Here is an 18,438-nt window from a genome sequence, read left to right as displayed (position 1 = left end):
TTAATATAAATGGAAAAAGAAAAAAATAGTCATACATATGAGAAAAAAAGCAAAATAGAAAAAAGTGATTTTCTAATAAATTATTCATGTGGAATTGACATTTTTACTGTATAATTCATTTGATTATCCATTTTTTATTCATCAAAATTACTGAGAAAAGAAAGGAAGAAATAAATTTGAAGAAAACAAATTCTTCAGGAAAACCGAAACGTGACTTCACTAAATTATCGACACCGCATACGTATGTCATTATTTTTGGTGTAGTCATCTTTGCATGGATACTGACTTTTGTCGTACCAGCAGGAAAGTTCAGCACGCAAGACATTGAATATAAAGATGCGAATGGCGAAACAAGTACTCGTACTGTTTTACGCCAAGATTCCTTCCGTTATGCTTACGAGCTGGATAAATCGTATGTATTTGATCAATTAGAAGAACTGCAAGACCATCCAGCAGAACGTGAAAAATTGGATGTTCCTGAAAAAGGATTGGAAAAAGTCATTGTTGACGGAGAAAAAAATCTTACGCAAGAAAAACTAGATGAAATTTCCTTAACAGATGATGTTCTTTATGATGAGTATGGCGAAAATATCTATGATACTTCTAAAAAATTGCATAAAACAGCCAAAATATGGGGAACAGACGATTTTGGTGGCTTTGGCTTCTTAAATTTTGTTTTTGAAGGTCTAGTATCTGGAGATAAATATGGATCTGCTGTAGGAATTGCTGCATTGATCCTTGTTGTCGGAGGTGCTTTTGGTATTATTATGCGTACCGGAGCGATTGATGCAGGAATCTATGCGTTTATCAGTAAAACGAAGGGACTGGAGCGTTTAGCTTTACCGCTATTATTCTTTGCTTTTTCATTCGGGGGCGCTACATTTGGGATGGCAGAAGAGGTAATTCCATTCTCAATGGTGATGGTTCCATTCGTCATTGCCTTAGGATATGACTCGATCGTAGCAGTAACCGTGACTTATGTCGCATCTCAAGTCGGAAATGCGACCTCTTGGATGAGTCCGTTTAGCGTAGCTGTGGCTCAAGGGATTGCTGGAATCCCAGTGTTGTCTGGTGCGACATTCCGATTGATTATGTGGGTAGTTGTTACTGCCTTAGCAGCTGGATATATGATGATATATGCAGAAAAAATCCGTAAAAAACCGGAAAGTTCGTTGACTTACAAATCAGATGATTATTTTCGTTCTCATATCAAAAAGACATCTGATGAAAATAAAAAATTCATGCTTGGCCATAAACTGATTTTAGTAGAGATGTTAGCTGTTCTTGTTTGGATCGTTTGGGGCGTGACTCAAAAAGGCTATTACATCCCCGAAATCGCTTCTCAATTCTTTGTGATGGGATTAGTTGCCGGAATCATTGCTGTTCTTTTCAAACTAGATGGAATGAAAGTCAATGACATCGCTTCTTCTTTCCAATCTGGTGCAGCTGATTTAGCTGGTACAGCAATCGTAGTAGGGATGGCCAAAGGAATCCTTCTCGTCTTAGGTGGATCCGATGCGTCTGTTCCTTCAGCTTTGAATACGATTTTGCATGGAATCGGGACGGCATTGACCGGTGTGCCAGCTGTCATTGGCGCTTGGGCGATGTACATCTTCCAAAGTTTGTTCAACTTAGTTGTTACATCAAATTCAGGACAAGCAGCTTTGACCATGCCGATTATGGCTCCATTGGCAGATTTAGTCGGTGTATCTAGACAAGTAGCAGTTCTTGCTTATCAGCTTGGTTCTGGTTTCATGGATGCTTTTACGCCCGTATCAGCTAGCTTGATTGGTGTGTTAGGTGTTGCTCGAATCGAATGGGCAAAATGGGCAAGGTTCCAAATCAAGATGCAAGGATTCCTGTTTGTTTTGGGAACTATTTTCATCATGATTGCTATTGCGATCGGTCTGCAGTAGTACTGGAGACATAAGTAAGTAAAAAAGTAATCCAAACAGTAGACAAATGACTCCAAGAACCGTCATTTTACGGTAAAATCAAAGGAGTAAAGATTCTATCGTTTGGATTATTTTTTAAGATCCTATCATCAGTTATACTTAAAGAAAGAGGAAAAATGTATGAAGATCATCCGACAAATTGAAGTGTTTGCACCAGATTACTTAGGAAAAACGGACGTATTGATTGCCGGTGGGAAGATTTTGGCTGTAGAAGAACAGCTAGAAGGCGGCTACGAAGGAGTAGAAGTAGAAGAACTTTCAGGTGAGGGGAAAGTACTGACTCCAGGTTTCATTGACTGTCATTTCCATATTTTAGGCGGAGGAGGAGAAGGCGGTTATCAAAACCGAACACCAGAAGTTACATTAAGTCAATTGACTACAGCTGGTGTAACGACAGTTGTCGGTTGCTTGGGAACAGACGGAGAAGGTCGTGATATGACTGCTTTGATCAGCAAAGCGAAAGGACTTGAAGCAGAAGGAATCTCTACTTATGTGTACGAGGGTTCGTACCGATTGCCGGTAAAAACAGTAACAGATTCGATCATCAAAGACTTTTTAACAATCGATAAAATCATCGGAATCGGAGAAATCGCAGTATCCGATCACCGTTCTTCTCAGCCAAGTTTTGAAGAGTTCGCCCGTGCAGCAGCAGACGCTCGTGTAGGAGGCATGTTGTCGGGAAAAGCTGGGATCATCAATGTCCACTTAGGCGGAGGAAAAAGAAAGCTAGAGTTATTGACACGAATTGTAGAAGAAACAGAAATTCCGATCACACAGTTTTTGCCTACTCATGCGAATCGTACACCAGAATTATTTGAAGCTTGCGTGGCATTTGCTAAACGTGGCGGCACGATTGACTTCACCGCTAGCGAAGATCCTGATTTTTGGGAGAAGACAGATGGGGAAGTGCGCTTCAGTAAAGCACTGAAACGATTAATTGAGGAAGATGTTTCTTTAGATAATTTCACGATGACCTCAGATGGACAAGGAAGCTTGCCTTATTTTGATGAAAACAATCATTTCCTAGGGCTAGGAGTAGGAAGTGCTAAGGCATTGCTAGTAGGGATCAAAGAAGCTGTGCAAAAGGAAAATATTCCTCTGGAAATCGCCTTGCGAGCTATAACCAGTAACCCAGCACGTATATTGAAATTGGATAAAAAAGGAAAAATTGAAATTGGCGCAGATGCAGACTTGTGTATTTTGGACAAAGAAACGCTTGATATCGATACAGTTATTGCTAAAGGAGAAATAATGATCCAAGAAAAAGAAGTCAAAGTATGGGGAACTTTCGAAAAAAGTTTTTGATTCACTATCTGACGCATCCTTTTTTAGAAAACGAGCGTTCTGTTTGTCTGTATCTGTTGTTGATGTTACCCTGAAAGTAGATCAATAAACAAATTAAGAGGAGGAAACACAATGGCAGATTTAAAAGGACGTTCTAAAGACATGAAAGACAAAGTAGTCGGTAAAGGAAAAGAAGCATACGGCAAAGCAACAGACGACAAGAGCAAAGAAACAGAAGGAAAAGCACAATCACTAGGTTCTGATATCAAAGAAAAAGCTCGTGATTTGGGCGATGAAATCAAAGACAAATTCTCTCGAAAAGATGAAAACAAATAAACAACGTTCATTACTAAATGAATCAAGCAAATAGAAATCCGAACCGTATCTGCTTCATATAGATATGGTTCGGATTTTTTGTTTGAACGTTATCCTGTTTTTTAAACTTCTATTTTTTGAAATTCTTTATTTTTTAGTTCAAAGACTTCATCGCAGCTTTTTGCTACTTCGACCTCATGGGTCACGATGATAATACAGCGATTTTGTTCATGGGCGATTTCTTGGAAAAGTTTAACGATATCTTGTGATGCGGTCTCATCCAGATTCCCAGTAGGTTCATCAGCTACAATCAGTTGATGTTCGCAACAGATAGCACGAACGATAGCGACTCGCTGTTGCTGACCTCCTGAAAGTTTGGTCACCTGTTTTTTTGCTAATACTTCATCAATTCCTACACGAGCTAGTCGATCTAAAGCAACTTGACGATAATTTTCTTGTTTGGTTTTAGTAATCTCCATTGCTGTTATGACATTGTCTAGAGCTGATAAATAAGGAAGCAAGTTGTAAGCTTGGAAAATAATCGAGACATCATTTTGACGAAAACTTCTTAACCCGATTTTGTTCAGTGAACGATCCTGATAGTATACCTTTCCTTCTTTTGGTGTATCTAATCCGGAAATAAGCGAAAGAAAAGTCGTTTTTCCAGAACCACTTGCTCCTAAAATAGCGTACATTTTTCCAGCTTCGAAATTCAGTTCTACATCTTTATAAAGCGCATCTTGCGGATCTTGATACCAAAATCCCAATTGTTCTGTCCGTAACATCAAATTCCTCCTTTAATTTAATAGGATTTTTCTTGGGTTTAACCTTAATATCCCTATAGAAGCTAAAAAGACAGAAAGCAGGCTGATTCCAAATGCTACTCCGGCTAGTAGTCCTAATTGTGTAGGTTTGACATTGATTTCCAATTCGCTGACTTGATCAGAAACAGCAAATGGATTATTCGTGTTTCCTTGCTGACCACCACGCTGACCGCCTTGTTCGTTACCTGGCATTTGTCCACCGCCAGGAGCTTGTTGGTCTTGTGTCGTGGTTTCTGTCTGTTGGTCAAGTAGCTGCTGCCCCACGGCATTCGCGACGACGTTCCCGCTAATCGAAGCAACTCCTAATGCAAGAATCATACAAATAGCAACTTCGGTAAACAATTGGAGAATGATTTTACTTCTGGATTCTCCTAAAGATAACAAGACGCCTAACTCATGCCGACGCTCCCGGATGGTAATCATAATAATAAGAGTAAGTATGATAATGCCGGCTACAGCCACTAGTAAAACAACATTTTTAGAAAAACTTGCCACATTGTTTAAAGGTTCCAACATTGACTGATACATGGAATCATTTGTTTGTAAGCTAAATGTATCTGTGTCGATCAGCTTCTCTGCTTTTTCGAGAAACTCATCCATTTCATCTGGATCAGATAGAGTGTAAATAGCAGAATCTATCGTGTTATCGTCAGATGTCCCATTTAATTCATTTGCAAAAGTATAAGAGGTGTAAAGTGTATTCGACGGATTCATGAAGTTGAATTTCATACCCATACTGCTACTTGTTTCGCTAGATTCATAAATTCCTTTGACCGTCATTTCATAAGTGGTATCTTCATCTTCAGTACTCGTGATTGTGAAAGTATCTCCGACTGTCAGGTCATTTGCTTCTGCTAGCGTAGAATCAATGACTACGTTGTTTGTGCCTTTGTCGCTGTCATCTATTCCTTCACCATCCGTGATTTTTGCTGTTCCATCAGAAAAAGTACTATTTTGTGCAGTTGCTGACACACCGCTGATTTGGAAATCTGCTTGAGTCATTTGCGGATTTCCGCCCATTCCTCCGGCAGGACCACCGCCTGCATCGGTAGTTTCTGAACTGTCTTCACTTGAATCAGAACTAGTGATGGCAGTTATTCCCTCTTTTGCCATAGCTGAGGCGGAACTTTCAAAGGAATAGCTTTTTACATTATCTAATTTAGCTATTTTTTCCGCGTCCGTTAAGGATACTGGGGTAAGAGAAAAACTGCCCGGATCTGGACGTTCTTCAGCGGTAGAATTGCTTGAAGAAGTTTGTTCCTGTTTTTTAAATGAAGCTTCTCGATTGGCACTTAAAGTCACTGTTGCTCCAACTTCTTTTTGTGCTTGATTCGCTGCTTCTTCTGCAGCGCTTCGAATCGTGAGGCCAGCTAGCACAAAAATAAGAATGGCTGTGAACACGGCAAACAAAAACAATGAACGTCCCCATTTTACTTTTGTACTTTTCCATGCACTTTTCATAAAATTCATATCTTGCATCCCTCCTAGTATATGCATTTGATAATAGACAACCAATCTTAAAGCTAGCTTAAATCTTATGCTGTTTGCACATCATCAACACGAGGTTCTGCATATATAAAAAGTCACTATAGTTATTGCAAAAAATGTGGTAAAATGAAAAAAGTATGTTTCAAACCGACGAAGAAGAGATGAAAGAGAAACAGCAAAAGAAATCCTAGATGTTACAGAGGAATTTTCATTTGTTTAGTGATTCTAACAATTGCTGATACTAGCGATTTAGTTCATTTGTTGTATAATAATGGGGAACAGCCGAATACTCATATAAGTATTCTGGCTATAGCGTTTCGCAAAAGATCCATTTTGTTAATGAAGTATATCCAAAATAAAATGCCCAACCAACTGTCAGAACGCGGATGTGCCGGTAATTTTCCTGCTGATTCTCCATAAGTTGAGAACTAGTGATTTTGCATGTGCTTCATTGGAATGGCTCGTAAATTTAGATAAAGAAGAAAATCGACATCTTTAAACTTGGATGTCATAAGAAGAGGTGAAATTTGTGAGTACCATTAAAATTATCCCATTAGGCGGCGTTCGCGAAAATGGAAAAAACATGTATGTCGCAGAAGTGGGCGAGGATATTTTCATATTAGATTGTGGGCTAAAATATCCTGAAAATGAGTTGTTGGGGATCGACGTCGTCATCCCAGATTTTACGTATTTAGAAGAAAACATTGATCGTGTAGCTGGTGTCTTTTTAACACATGGGCACGCAGATGCGATCGGGGCGCTTCCCTACTTGTTGTCGAAAATTTCTGTACCAGTATTTGGAACGGAGTTGACGATCGAGTTAGCAAAATTGAATGTCAGTCGTAACGAAGCAGCCAAAGGATTTAAGGATTTCCATGTGGTAGATGAGCATACAGAAATCGACTTTGGTGAAACAGTAGTGAGCTTTTTCCGTACCACTCACACGATACCAGATTCAGTGGGGATCAATCTGAAAACAAAAGAAGGTAGTATCGTTTATACGGGAGATTTTAAATTTGATCAAACGGCTATCCCGATGTATCAAACAGATTATGCACGATTGGCAGAAATCGGCAAAGAAGGAGTCTTAGCTTTACTGAGTGAATCGGCAAATGCAGAGAATCCTCAACCAGTAGCTTCTGAAGCTCAGATAGCAGATGAAGTATTTGATACAATCAAATATTGGGAAGGACGCATCATCGTCGCCTGTGTAGCAAGTAATTTGCAACGAGTGCAACAAGTATTGGACGCAGCAGAAAAAGCACAACGAAAAGTTGTCTTGACTGGTCAAGATTTTGAACGAATTATTCGAACAGCGATGCGTTTAGAAAAACTTCAATTACCAAGTGAAGATTTACTTGTTACATTGAAAGACATGAAAAACTATGATCCAGAAGAACTGATCATTTTAGAAACTGGCCGAATGGGTGAACCCATCAAGTCTCTGCAAAAAATGGCAAACGGCACACACCGTAATGTCAAGATCGAAGAAGGCGATTTGGTTTATATCACTACTACGCCAAGCATCGCGATGGAAACAATCGTGGCGAAAACGGAAGATATCATTTATCGAGCTGGTGGAACAGTGAAATTGATCTCTGAGAATATGCGTGTTTCTGGTCATGCCAATCCTAATGATTTGCAATTGATGATCAATTTGATGAAGCCGACATATTTTGTGCCAGTTCAAGGGGAATATCGGGAATTAGCTGCTCACGCAGATTTGGCTCATGCAGTAGGGATGCCTTACAAAAATATCTATATTACTGGACGCGGAGATGTGCTGGAATATAAGAATAAGCGTATGAGTGTTGCAGGAACTACAAGTGCAGAAAATGTAATGATTGATGGTTTAGGCATAGGCGATATCGGAAACATTGTTTTACGTGATCGGAAAATCTTATCAGAAGATGGGATTTTCGTAGCGGTTGTCACTATCAGCCGAAGAGAGAAGAAAATCATCTCAAAACCTCAAATCACTTCACGAGGATTCGTTTACGTAAAAGCTAGCCGTGATCTGATGAAAGAAAGTAGCAATATGATTGAAACAATCGTTGAGAAACACTTAGAAAGCAATGATTTTGAGTGGAGCAAATTAAAGCAAGACATTCGTGATCAATTAGGTCGTTACTTATTTGAACAAACAAAACGACGTCCTGTGATCTTGCCAGTCATTATGGAAGCTACTCAACGTCGAAATAAGAAATAAACAAAGAGTAAGATGGCTCTCCCTATAGAGTGCTCGTCTTGCTCTTTTTTTGAGGGAAACAAATGATTTTTGAATACAGTATCCTTCGCTTTATAATAAACGATAGAATAAAGGGAGTGGATCAATGATGAGTCAAACAAAAGTCGAACGTTATTTAGAAGAACAAAAAATCAGCTATCAACCACTTGATTTTAGTCATATAGTAGAGGGATCTTTCACAGAAGAACTACAAAAAAGAGGGATTGATCCAGCTTTGATATGTAAAACTCTCGTAGTAAAAGGGAACAAAACTGGGGTGATCATCGCATTGATTCCTTTGAATGATCATTTAGATTATAAAAAAACGAGACAAGTGACGAACGATCGTAAAGTCGGTTTTCCTGGGATGGATTTTGTCTTAACACATACCGGATATCCTCACGGAGCGAATACCCCTATTGGAATAAAACTCGCACATCCTGATTATTGTTTTTTAGCAGACTGTTCTTTAAAAGAAAAAGAAGAAGTGATTGTGTCGAGCGGTGAAATCGGGAGAAGCCTCCAAATAAAAGTAACTGATTTAGAAAAAATCGTCCATCCTATTTACGCTGATTTAATTAGTTAAGTGACGAGAAGGGGAGCCAAGCAGAGAGCTCAAACTTGAGATTATATCTGCTTGGTACTTGGTGCATCCTGTATTATCTGTTACAATTGCTTTGTGCATACTGTACTATCAATCCAATGAAAATATATTTATTAACTATATTTTTTCATTGATGTGCAAGTAATGAAATCGGTTTTAATAAAAAAGATACAGAGAAAACGTGAGGTGTAGAATATGAAAATTACGTATCATGGACATTCTTGTTTAACGATTGAAATGGAAAATGGCCAACGTGTGATGATTGACCCGTTTATTACAGGAAACCCGTTGTCAGATTTAACTGCAGAAGAAGTAAAGACAGATTGGTTGCTGATTACTCATGGACATAGTGACCATATAGGAGATATGATTCCTATTGCAAAAGAAAATCAAGCCACGATTATTAGTATTGTTGAGATTGCTGATTATGCAAATAGCAGAGGAGTAGATTCTTTCGGTATGAATATCGGCGGAAAACATGCATTTCCATTCGGCACAGTAAAATTCGTACATGCACAGCATAGTTCAAGCTATGAAGTAGACGGTATCGTTCAGTATATGGGTGAGCCTAGCGGAATCATTATCCAAGCAGAAGGCAAAACGATTTATCATGCAGGAGATACAGCTTATTTCAGTGATTTAGGATTGCTTGCAGAAGAGTTCGATATTGATGTTGCTTTCTTGCCGATTGGTGATAACTATACGATGGGACCAGAGGATGCGGCTCGGGCTGCACAAACAATTCGTGCCAAGAAAGTCGTTCCAATCCATTTCAATACGTTCCCTGTCATTGAACAAGATCCTGAATCTTTTGTAGCATTACTGGAAGATAGCGAAGGAAAAATAATGAGCGTCTCGGAAACGCTGGAAGTGTAGGCAGAAAATGGCGACAAAACATGATTTAATTTTAGAATATATTGAAAGTTTACCTGTGGGCAATCGAATTTCTGTAAGAAGCATCGCAAAAGAATTGAATGTCAGTGAAGGAACAGCGTACCGTGCAATCAAAGATGCGGAAAATGTCGGACTAGTTTCAACGATTCAACGAGTAGGTACGATCCGTATCGAACGTAAATTAAAAAAACATATTGAACGTTTGACATTTGGCGAAGTCGTCAGGATTATTGAGGGGGACGTTTTAGGTGGCTCGGCAGGATTAGACAAGGTCTTGAATAAATTTGTCATTGGTGCGATGACTAAACATGCCATGGAACGCTATATTACACCAGGATCACTGATGATCGTCGGCAATCGGGCGGAAGTCCAAAAATTAGCATTGGAAGATGGCGCTGCAGTATTGATCACAGGAGGATTCAATACGACTACTGAGATTGCAAAGCTAGCCGATGAACTTGAAATGCCAATCTTGCGCACTTCTTATGATACATTTACAGTCGCTACCATGATCAACCGAGCGTTAAGTGACCAATTGATCAAAAAAGATATCATGCTTGTTAGCGATATCTACATGCCGGCGGAAAAGACACATTATTTGCATCAGATGGATACGATTTCTGATTATCAACGTTTGTCAGAAGAAACGCAACATTCACGTTTTCCAGTCGTTAATCGCCATCACCGTTTGATGGGGATCGTTACGGCAAAAGACGTTTTAGGGAAATCACCAAATCAGATCATTGATCGAGTGATGACGAAAGAACCAATTAGTGTAAAGAAAACAATGAGTATTGCTTCTGTTAGTCATCAAATGATCTGGGATGGGCTGGAGGTCATGCCGGTCGTCTCCGATGACTTGACATTGGAAGGCTTGATTACCCGGCAAGATGTAATGAAAGCGATGCAGCTTGTCCAGCGACAACCGCAGATTGCAGATACGATTTCAGATCAGATATCTGAAAATATCCATACGATTGATACCGATCGTGAAGGGAATCGTTTGGAAAATCCTAAGTTCAAATTTGTAGTGACACCACAAATGGTCAATGGTGTTGGAACCATTTCTTTTGGCGTGCTTAGCGAAATCATTTCTGATGTCGCACAAAAAACAATGGTGATGAACCAAAAACGAAACATCTTGATTGAACAAGTGAACCTACATTATTTGCGGCTGATCCAATTGGAAAGCGAGTTGGACATTCGTCCACGTGTATTGGAAATCGGCAGACGTTCCGCTAAATTGGATATCGAAGTATTTATTGAAAATACCATCGTTTCCAAAGCAATCGTTGTTTGTCAAGTAATGGAACGTTCTTAGAAAGCAGGAGTGAAATGACAGTACAGCAAGAAATAGTAGATACAATAAAAAAATACGATAAAATCATTATCCACAGGCATTTGCGCCCTGATCCTGATGCGTTAGGATCACAAGTAGGATTAGCCGAACTATTACGGGAAAGTTTCCCAGAAAAAGAAATACGACAAGTAGGTGAAACGATTGAAGGTCTTCGCTTTTTAGCAGAAATGCAAGAAGTTGAAGATGCCTTTTATCAAGGAGCGCTAGTCATCGTGACCGATACAGCTAATTCACCTAGAATCAGTGATCAAAGATATCAGTTAGCAGAAAAGCTGATCAAAATTGATCATCATCCCAATGATGACCCTTATGGAGATCTTGTGTGGGTAAATACAAAAGCAAGCAGTTGTAGTGAGATGATTGCAGAATTTGCTTTGATGTTTCCTGAATTATTTAAGATGAACGTGGAAGCTGCACGGTTGCTTTATGCGGGAATCGTCGGAGATACAGGGCGCTTTTTGTATCCCTCCACGACGTCCCGTACATTAGAGATTGCATCGATATTGAGAAATTATCCATTTGATGCAAGTGCTTTGAATAGAGAGATTGAGCAAATGCCGATGAAAGTCGCTAAACTTTCCGGTTATCTTTATCAAAATATCCAGGTGGATGAAAATGGTGCAGGAAGAATAATCCTTCCGCAAGAAATTCTTGATAAATATGGCATCGATGATTCAGAGACGGCTTCAATCGTTTCTCTTCCTGGAGTGATCGACGAAGTACTAGCTTGGGGTATTTTTGTTCAGCAACCTTCAGGACATTACCGCGTACGCTTACGTTCTAAGGGACCAGTCATCAATGAGTTAGCGAAACGCCATCATGGGGGAGGCCACCCATTAGCAAGTGGTGCGAATGCAAAAGATTTAGCAGAAGTAGAGGAAATCTATAAAGAGATTCAAGACATTTGCCAATCGTATAAGAGTAGAGAAACGAAGTAACAACTTCATTCGAAAACGTTCCTTTTGTGGTAAAAATCACAAATGTATCTTTTCAACATCTTCTTTTTCCGTTACAATAGTGCTCACTAAAGATTTTAAAGGAGAAAGAAGATGACATTACCAAATTGCCCAGAATGCGGCTCAGAGTACACATATGAAGATCGAGGTTTGTTGATTTGCCCAGAATGCGGGAACGAATGGAGCAAAGAAGAGCAAAAAACTGTCACAGAAGACGGATTAGTGGTATTAGATGCAAATGGAAACCGTCTGTCAGAAGGTGATAGCGTGACAGTGATCAAAGATTTGAAAGTAAAAGGTGCATCAGGTGCCATTAAACAAGGAACGAAAGTCAAGAACATCCGCTTAGTAGAAGGCGACCATAATATCGATTGCAAGGTAGAAGGATTTGGGCCGATGAAACTGAAATCGGAATTTGTGAAAAAGAATTAAAGAATATTCAAGGTCTTTTCACATTCTTTTCTTGCTACTAATGATAAAATAAAGGAAACAAAAAGGAGTGAAACGACAATGTATGGTTATGGAATGTATGGTTTTTTAGATCCGACATTTCTTTTGGTCATTCTTGGATTAGTCATTTCCGGAATTGCGTCAGCTTATGTCAATAGTACTTTCCGCAAATATGATCAAGTGAGAAGCAAAAACAACGTGACTGGTACACAAGCAGCACAATATATATTGCAAAGCCAACAAATAAATGATGTTGGCGTTCAACAAATTGCCGGAGATCTCACAGATAACTACAATTCAGGTAATAAGATGCTGAGCCTGTCTCAAGCGACTGCACAATCTACTTCAGTTGCTGCGATAGGTGTAGCAGCTCATGAATGCGGACATGCGGTTCAAGATGCTTCGGGGTATGTCCCATTGAAGATCCGTGCGGCACTTGTTCCCGCAGCTAACTTTGGTTCGATGATTTCGTTCCCATTGATTATGGTAGGTGTATTGCTTAGTTGGAACTCTACGTTGATCAATATCGGGATTTTTGCTTTTTCTTTAGCTTTACTCTTTCAATTGGTGACATTACCAGTTGAATTCAACGCATCTCGTCGAGCAATCCAAATTTTGAGTGAGGGCGGACTGCTGACGGAAGAAGAAGTACCGATGGCAAGACACGTATTGTTTGCAGCGGCATTGACTTACGTTGCAGCAGCGCTTTCGACATTCCTTCAGCTGTTGCGCTTGATTTTATTGTTCGGCGGCAACCGAAGAGATTAACATAAAGAGGCTGGGACAGAAGCGTTTAACTCCAAGAAATAAGAAGGAATTCACGAAAATTACTTTTCAAATTTTTGTGAATTTCAGCTTATTTCCGAAGGAGTTGCTTCTGCTTCCGCCGTTTATACGTGTTTAGAGCGTGAGACAAAAGTGTTCTTTACTTTTGTCCCACGCTCTTTGTTTTATTCTCATATCTTTTTTTCATATACAGTTCTTGAATCGCTTTTATCAACTCACCGAATAATACTGTATCGTGGTTTGTATCTAGATAGAAAGTTTCCGTTTCAGCTGATATTTTCTCATGTTGATCTGTAATAATCAAATCAGCATGTTTAGGACATTCGATAATCTTGATTGCTTCATTGTGAAATAGTTTCTGTAAATGATCTTGCAGATGGTAATTCCCTGTGAATGGTTTGGTTATCTGCAAGTGGATAAGTAATTGTTCTTTCATTTCTGTTTGTAATAAGTGTTGGATCAATTGAATAAGGTATTGACTTAATTGAAATTTTTTTCTAGAGTTTGAAAAAATTGTGTCGATTTTTTCTCTTAATTTTTTTTCCTGTATAAAAGAAGCCGTTTGATTGGAGGTAGTTTCTGGAAAACAGAGTGTAGAAAAGCTACTGCTAGATTCACCTAACAGTTCCAAAAGAATAACTGCTAGTACGAGAAAATAAAAATAGATCGGTTTTTTGTCTTCCAAATGATTGATAGGAAACTGTTGAGTTAAGTAAGTCATCAATTGATCGACTTGTTGGCAAATAAGGTTTTTGCTTGTGGAAAATAAGAAACCAATCACCTGTTTTTGTTGGAATGAAATTTGATTTGGAAAAAAACAATAGAAAAAATAATTGAAGTAGGCTCTTTCCGTTTCTACCTCTTCACAGGGATAAATCGCTGAAAAAGAAGTAAAGCATTCTGAATAATCATGTGTACGCTGCAACAAATCCATTAATTCAGTAATTTCAGGAGAAATTTTCGAAAAACGTGCCTGTTGTCTGTTACGACATATGAATAAAGCAAGTAATAAATAGATGTTTTTTTCTTGTTTTGGATTTTTTTCTCTGTGCTCATCCTTACTTTTCTTTTTTAGTGTATTTAATTCAAGAGAGGAAAACGGCCAATCGTCTCCTTCGAATGTATCTGAAAGAAAAAAATAAAGATAAAGGCGGATAGATAATTCGTTTCCTTCAAGAACACAGCAGTTTTGTACAGATACGATCCTTAAATGGAATTTATTTAATGAATGATTGAGTTGTTTTGTCAGCTTTTCGAGATAGGAGGGCGATATATAAAGTTGTTCAAGTAAATACTTTTTTGGTACAGCAGATTGTGGATAATTAATCAGCAACATTAAATAATTAAAACGATTGGATTCTTGTAGGTAGCGTAATCTTAACTTATAAAATACAGCTAGCTTTTTAGACTGATCGGTTTCTTTGGTGTAGATTTCTCCTTTATGGTTAGAATAAATAAATTCCTCCATCAATAAAAATTGCTTGAGCGAAAAATTTACTTTCCGAATCAACTCTTTGATTGTTCGTTTTGGAATATGCAATTCATTGGCTAATTCCTGTAAAGAACAATTTTTTTTTTGAATGACCCTGTGCAGAACAAGCAACTCTTTTTTTCTTGCTTCAATTAACATAATAGCCTCCTTTTATTCTGTTTTTGTATATAGTTAGACAAAAACTGTGAGTGGAAAGTCATTTCAGTGTGTGTTATTCTTACAGAGTATCGCCTTTTGTTTGTATATATTGTTATTTAAATCTTGTTATCACCTTGTTTATTCTATTGTTTATTTCATAGGGCGTTTTGTCAAGTTTTTCTTGTATCATAAGTAAATATACTTGATTTTTAATGGATATATCTAAAGTGATTATGAAGATTATCAGTGATTATTTCACTTTTTTTTTTTAATTTTGTACGTTATTTATTAGAGGGTAGATGAAGAGGGACGGAGGTAAGAATGATGGGGAGAGTAACAAATTATAGTAAAGAATACTTGCTGTTCAAAAGTATGGTATATGTGGAAGAATATGGAATGAAATCAATTACTGCAAGAGATTTGGCGGATTTCTGCGGGTGCTCTACATATCCGATTTATACACATTTCAAATCGATCAGCGGGTTAAAGGAGAAAATATTAGAAGAAATCACTGTTTGCTTTGAACGATACTTAGCTGAATGCAATTCCAATGATGTTCTAAGCACAGTCTACTTGCTGAAAGATTTTTTTTCTATCCATGAAAGTATCCGTGGAATCATTGCAAAATCTGAATTAGACATGAATTCGCTATTTAAACGGCCATTTTTTTCATACATCAAAGGCCACACGAAAATCAAAGAGGAAAAGTTGCTTGAATTGCTTTGGCTTAATGCATTGGGAAGTTTGAGCTCAGATAATTTTTCTCAAGATTTTTTTGAAACGATGAACGCTGTTTGGGATAAAAATGAGGTGACGGATGAATACTTGGAAAGTATCTTAAAGGAACAGTTATCTTAGGAAGCAACATGAAAAAGTAGATCAGCCACCTTTATTTTTCGTAAAAAAGATTGTAAAATGTCTAACGAAACATTTGAATGAAGGAGGAAGCTACAACGTTACCACAGCAATTTATCAAAAAATATCGTCTTCTTTTAGGAGAAGAATCAACTGAATTTTTTTGCGCACTTGAGCAAGGAAGCGCAAAAAAAGGATTTCGGTGGAACCCACTAAAACCGGCAGGATTGGCTATGGTTCAAACTTACCATAGTGAAGAATTGCAACCCGCTCCCTACAGCAATGAGGGATTTCTTGGCACCGTGAATGGAAAGTCTTTCCTCCATCAAGCTGGGTACGAATATAGCCAAGAACCAAGTGCAATGATCGTTGGAACAGCTGCTGCAGCAAAACCAGGAGAAAAAGTGTTGGATTTGTGTGCGGCTCCCGGCGGTAAATCGACCCAATTAGCTGCTCAAATGAGAGGCAAAGGGTTGTTAGTGTCAAATGAGATATTTCCGAAACGCGCGAAGATCCTATCAGAAAATATAGAACGATGGGGAGTTTCGAACGCAATAGTGACAAATCATGCACCTGCAGAGCTTGTTCCTCATTTTTCCGGTTTTTTTGATCGGATCGTGGTTGATACGCCTTGTTCAGGGGAAGGGATGTTCAGAAAAGATCCGAATGCAGTAAAAGAGTGGACAGAAGAATCTCCGCTACACTGTCAAAAACGTCAGCAAGAGATTTTGTCTTCAGCAATAAAGATGCTAAAACATGAAGGGCAGCTGATCTACTCTACCTGTACGTTTGCACCAGAAGAAAATGAAGAGATTATTAGCTGGCTTGTAGAAAATTATCCAGTAACAATTGAAGAAATCCCTTTGTCTCAAACCGTTAGTTCAGGACGTCCTGAATGGGGAAGCGTAGATGGTTTGGACAAAACAGTACGTATATGGCCTCATGAAAATCAAGGAGAAGGGCATTTTGTCGCAAAGTTGACTTTTCATGGACAAAACCCAACACGTAAAGAAAAGAAAGTACGTAAGAAACGGAAAGAAGAATTGACAAAAGAACAGGAAAAACTTTGGACGGAATTTTCAATGGATTTCCATTATGAAATCACTGGGAGACTTTTAGTGTTCAACGATCATCTTTGGGAAGTTCCTGAGTTGCTCCCTTCTCTTGATGGTTTGAAAGTCATGCGTACAGGTTTGCATTTAGGAGATTTCAAAAAGAATCGATTTGAACCTAGCTATGCCTTAGCACTTGCTATGAAAAAGACAGAAAACATCCCTTGTTTGTCGATCACTCAAAAGGAATGGCAATCTTACACAGCAGGAGAAACATTTCAACGTGATGGGGATCAAGGATGGGTTTTATTAGTATTGGATAAGATACCTGTCGGTTTTGGTAAACAAGTAAAAGGAACAGTAAAGAACTTTTTTCCTAAAGGATTAAGATTTCGCTGATTTCGATGAGTGGATTAGTTCGTTTATTTTTTTGTCTATGCTATGATTGAAGTAGATAAAAAGGAGCTGATACTTATGAAAACATCAACAAAAGTAACAATTGGATTAAGCGTAGCAGCCGCTGCCAGTGTAGCGACAGCAGTCGTCGTATCGGGAAAAGTAATGGAAAAGATCCATCATATGACTACTCGGACAAAAGTAAAAAAATTCGTCCACGACAAATTCGATGGAAATGAAAAATTGATGGAAATCGTAGATGATCTGTCAGATAGTGACTTGGATTCTTTGATGGGGATGTTAGCAAAAATAAAATCAGGAAAAAAGAAAATCTCTGTTTACGGTGATTCCATCAAAGACTCAACCGAAGACGTAAAAGATCGGCTTATGCATTTTGTTGAAAAAATGATGTAAGAGAAACTAGCTTTTGAACACTATTCATTTGAAATAAGGGGTTGTGACAAAATTTATTGTCATAACCCCTTTAACTTATCTTTAATCATGCTCATGAATCAATAAAAGGTAGCAAAACAGTAAATCATTGGCTTTTTTTAGATTGAAACCTGATTGTTCTTGAAATTTTTCGATTCGATATTTTAGTGTATTCCGATGAAGAAACAGCGTTTTTGCAGCAGAGCTGACATTACCTAATTCATTCCATAATTCTTGAATGATCTCTTCCATTTCATTTTGTTTGATCAGTTCTATGTAACTTTTGATCAACGCACTATCTTTCATGACATCTTTTGTATAGTAATGTAAAGCAACATCTTGCATAGAAAAAGTACGGCTGTGAGTATAGAGATTGTTTTGCTCTGTTAAAAAAATTCTTCTTTCTTCAGCAAACAAAGGGACAAGGTCGCTACCTGGTGAATGAAAAGAACCAACGAATACAGATGTTGTCGTATCAAAATCAGCATCTAAAGATAGAAAAATACCATTGATCTCAGCAGCATCAAGATAATCACAATTTTTTTGTTCGATCAAAAGAGCATCAGTGTCTGTATAAAAGAAGAAATCAGCAGAATAGCGAAATAATTCCAAAATAGTATCTTGCCATTCTTTTTTTAAGAATTCTCCTTTCGATTCGACGTGAAGCTGGATCAAACGAAAGCTTTTTTCTTGGATGCAAGAAGCATCTTTAAAAAGATAGTGATACCACGGATGTTTTTTTTGATCGCTGACTATAGGGAATAACGCTTTCAAAAGACTAGTTTCTTGTTGGGATAGTGAATCGCTTTTAATCCAAATAAAAGCATCATCAACTGCAAAAGAAAGGATATCAGCTTCTGACGCTGGACAGTTTTTTTTCTGTGCTTGTGGGTAAAGAGCAAGTAATTTATTCATTTTCATCTTGTTCAC

The 18,438-nt window shown here is 38.2% G+C and carries 17 protein-coding genes; 13 read left to right on the top strand and 4 right to left on the bottom strand.

Annotated features, from left to right (window positions below):
* The first annotated feature begins 176 nt into the window (after nt 1–176).
* From yfcC to AC1F25_RS07545, 3 genes are all read left to right on the top strand, one after another.
* Nucleotides 177–1,916, top strand: a complete 1,740-nt coding sequence (yfcC, locus tag AC1F25_RS07555; RefSeq protein ID WP_479994012.1) for a putative basic amino acid antiporter YfcC — start codon at nt 177–179, stop codon at nt 1,914–1,916.
* Between the two features lie 159 nt (nt 1,917–2,075).
* Nucleotides 2,076–3,260, top strand: a complete 1,185-nt coding sequence (gene iadA, locus AC1F25_RS07550) for a beta-aspartyl-peptidase (protein WP_479994011.1) — start codon at nt 2,076–2,078, stop codon at nt 3,258–3,260.
* Nucleotides 3,261–3,371: 111 nt separating this feature from the next.
* Complete coding sequence (locus AC1F25_RS07545; RefSeq protein ID WP_002291027.1) at nt 3,372–3,575, top strand: CsbD family protein; 204 nt, start codon at nt 3,372–3,374, stop codon at nt 3,573–3,575.
* A gap of 101 nt (nt 3,576–3,676) precedes the next feature.
* Here AC1F25_RS07545 and AC1F25_RS07540 read toward each other — a convergent pair whose 3' ends face one another.
* Complete coding sequence (locus tag AC1F25_RS07540) at nt 3,677–4,339, bottom strand: ABC transporter ATP-binding protein (protein ID WP_002291026.1); 663 nt, start codon at nt 4,337–4,339, stop codon at nt 3,677–3,679.
* 12 nt (nt 4,340–4,351) lie between these two features.
* Nucleotides 4,352–5,848: an ABC transporter permease gene (locus AC1F25_RS07535; RefSeq protein WP_479994010.1), complete on the bottom strand. Its 1,497-nt coding sequence runs from the start codon at nt 5,846–5,848 to the stop codon at nt 4,352–4,354.
* Between the two features lie 547 nt (nt 5,849–6,395).
* Here AC1F25_RS07535 and AC1F25_RS07530 point away from each other — a divergent pair.
* The 7 genes from AC1F25_RS07530 (at nt 6,396) to AC1F25_RS07500 (ending at nt 13,125) form a co-directional block, all read left to right on the top strand.
* A complete protein-coding gene (locus tag AC1F25_RS07530) occupies nt 6,396–8,075 on the top strand; it encodes a ribonuclease J (RefSeq protein WP_002287130.1) in 1,680 nt (559 codons plus the stop codon).
* Nucleotides 8,076–8,199: 124 nt separating this feature from the next.
* On the top strand, nt 8,200–8,679 hold the full coding sequence (locus AC1F25_RS07525) for a YbaK/EbsC family protein (protein WP_479994009.1): 480 nt from the start codon (nt 8,200–8,202) through the stop codon (nt 8,677–8,679).
* 213 nt (nt 8,680–8,892) lie between these two features.
* Nucleotides 8,893–9,573, top strand: a complete 681-nt coding sequence (locus tag AC1F25_RS07520; protein WP_002310175.1) for a metal-dependent hydrolase — start codon at nt 8,893–8,895, stop codon at nt 9,571–9,573.
* A gap of 7 nt (nt 9,574–9,580) precedes the next feature.
* Nucleotides 9,581–10,912, top strand: coding sequence for a DRTGG domain-containing protein (locus tag AC1F25_RS07515; RefSeq protein ID WP_479994008.1), 1,332 nt, complete (start codon nt 9,581–9,583; stop codon nt 10,910–10,912).
* A gap of 14 nt (nt 10,913–10,926) precedes the next feature.
* Nucleotides 10,927–11,889, top strand: a complete 963-nt coding sequence (locus tag AC1F25_RS07510) for a DHH family phosphoesterase (protein WP_002291016.1) — start codon at nt 10,927–10,929, stop codon at nt 11,887–11,889.
* A gap of 111 nt (nt 11,890–12,000) precedes the next feature.
* Entirely contained in the window at nt 12,001–12,339 is a 339-nt protein-coding gene (locus AC1F25_RS07505) for a zinc ribbon domain-containing protein YjdM (RefSeq protein ID WP_002310177.1), read from the top strand.
* Nucleotides 12,340–12,417: 78 nt separating this feature from the next.
* On the top strand, nt 12,418–13,125 hold the full coding sequence (locus tag AC1F25_RS07500) for a zinc metallopeptidase (protein ID WP_002310178.1): 708 nt from the start codon (nt 12,418–12,420) through the stop codon (nt 13,123–13,125).
* A gap of 157 nt (nt 13,126–13,282) precedes the next feature.
* On the opposite strand, the gene AC1F25_RS07495 is transcribed toward AC1F25_RS07500, so the two are convergent.
* On the bottom strand, nt 13,283–14,773 hold the full coding sequence (locus AC1F25_RS07495) for a helix-turn-helix domain-containing protein (RefSeq protein WP_479994007.1): 1,491 nt from the start codon (nt 14,771–14,773) through the stop codon (nt 13,283–13,285).
* Between the two features lie 321 nt (nt 14,774–15,094).
* Between AC1F25_RS07495 and AC1F25_RS07490 the strand changes: the two genes are divergently transcribed.
* The 3 genes from AC1F25_RS07490 (at nt 15,095) to AC1F25_RS07480 (ending at nt 17,490) form a co-directional block, all read left to right on the top strand.
* The gene (locus tag AC1F25_RS07490; RefSeq protein ID WP_002310182.1) at nt 15,095–15,631 is read left to right on the top strand and encodes a TetR/AcrR family transcriptional regulator; all 537 of its coding nucleotides are present in this window, start codon (nt 15,095–15,097) and stop codon (nt 15,629–15,631) included.
* A 77-nt stretch (nt 15,632–15,708) separates the two neighbouring features.
* Nucleotides 15,709–17,079, top strand: coding sequence for an RsmF rRNA methyltransferase first C-terminal domain-containing protein (locus tag AC1F25_RS07485; protein WP_479994006.1), 1,371 nt, complete (start codon nt 15,709–15,711; stop codon nt 17,077–17,079).
* Between the two features lie 75 nt (nt 17,080–17,154).
* Nucleotides 17,155–17,490: a hypothetical protein gene (locus AC1F25_RS07480; protein ID WP_002291007.1), complete on the top strand. Its 336-nt coding sequence runs from the start codon at nt 17,155–17,157 to the stop codon at nt 17,488–17,490.
* Between the two features lie 81 nt (nt 17,491–17,571).
* On the opposite strand, the gene AC1F25_RS07475 is transcribed toward AC1F25_RS07480, so the two are convergent.
* Nucleotides 17,572–18,429, bottom strand: coding sequence for a helix-turn-helix domain-containing protein (locus tag AC1F25_RS07475; RefSeq protein ID WP_002310185.1), 858 nt, complete (start codon nt 18,427–18,429; stop codon nt 17,572–17,574).
* Between the last annotated feature and the right edge of the window lie 9 nt (nt 18,430–18,438).

The organism is Enterococcus sp. M-BR2, from assembly GCF_056612775.1.
The sequence above is the reverse complement of the archived record's forward strand: the minus strand, read 5'-3'. Positions and strand labels throughout refer to the sequence as shown.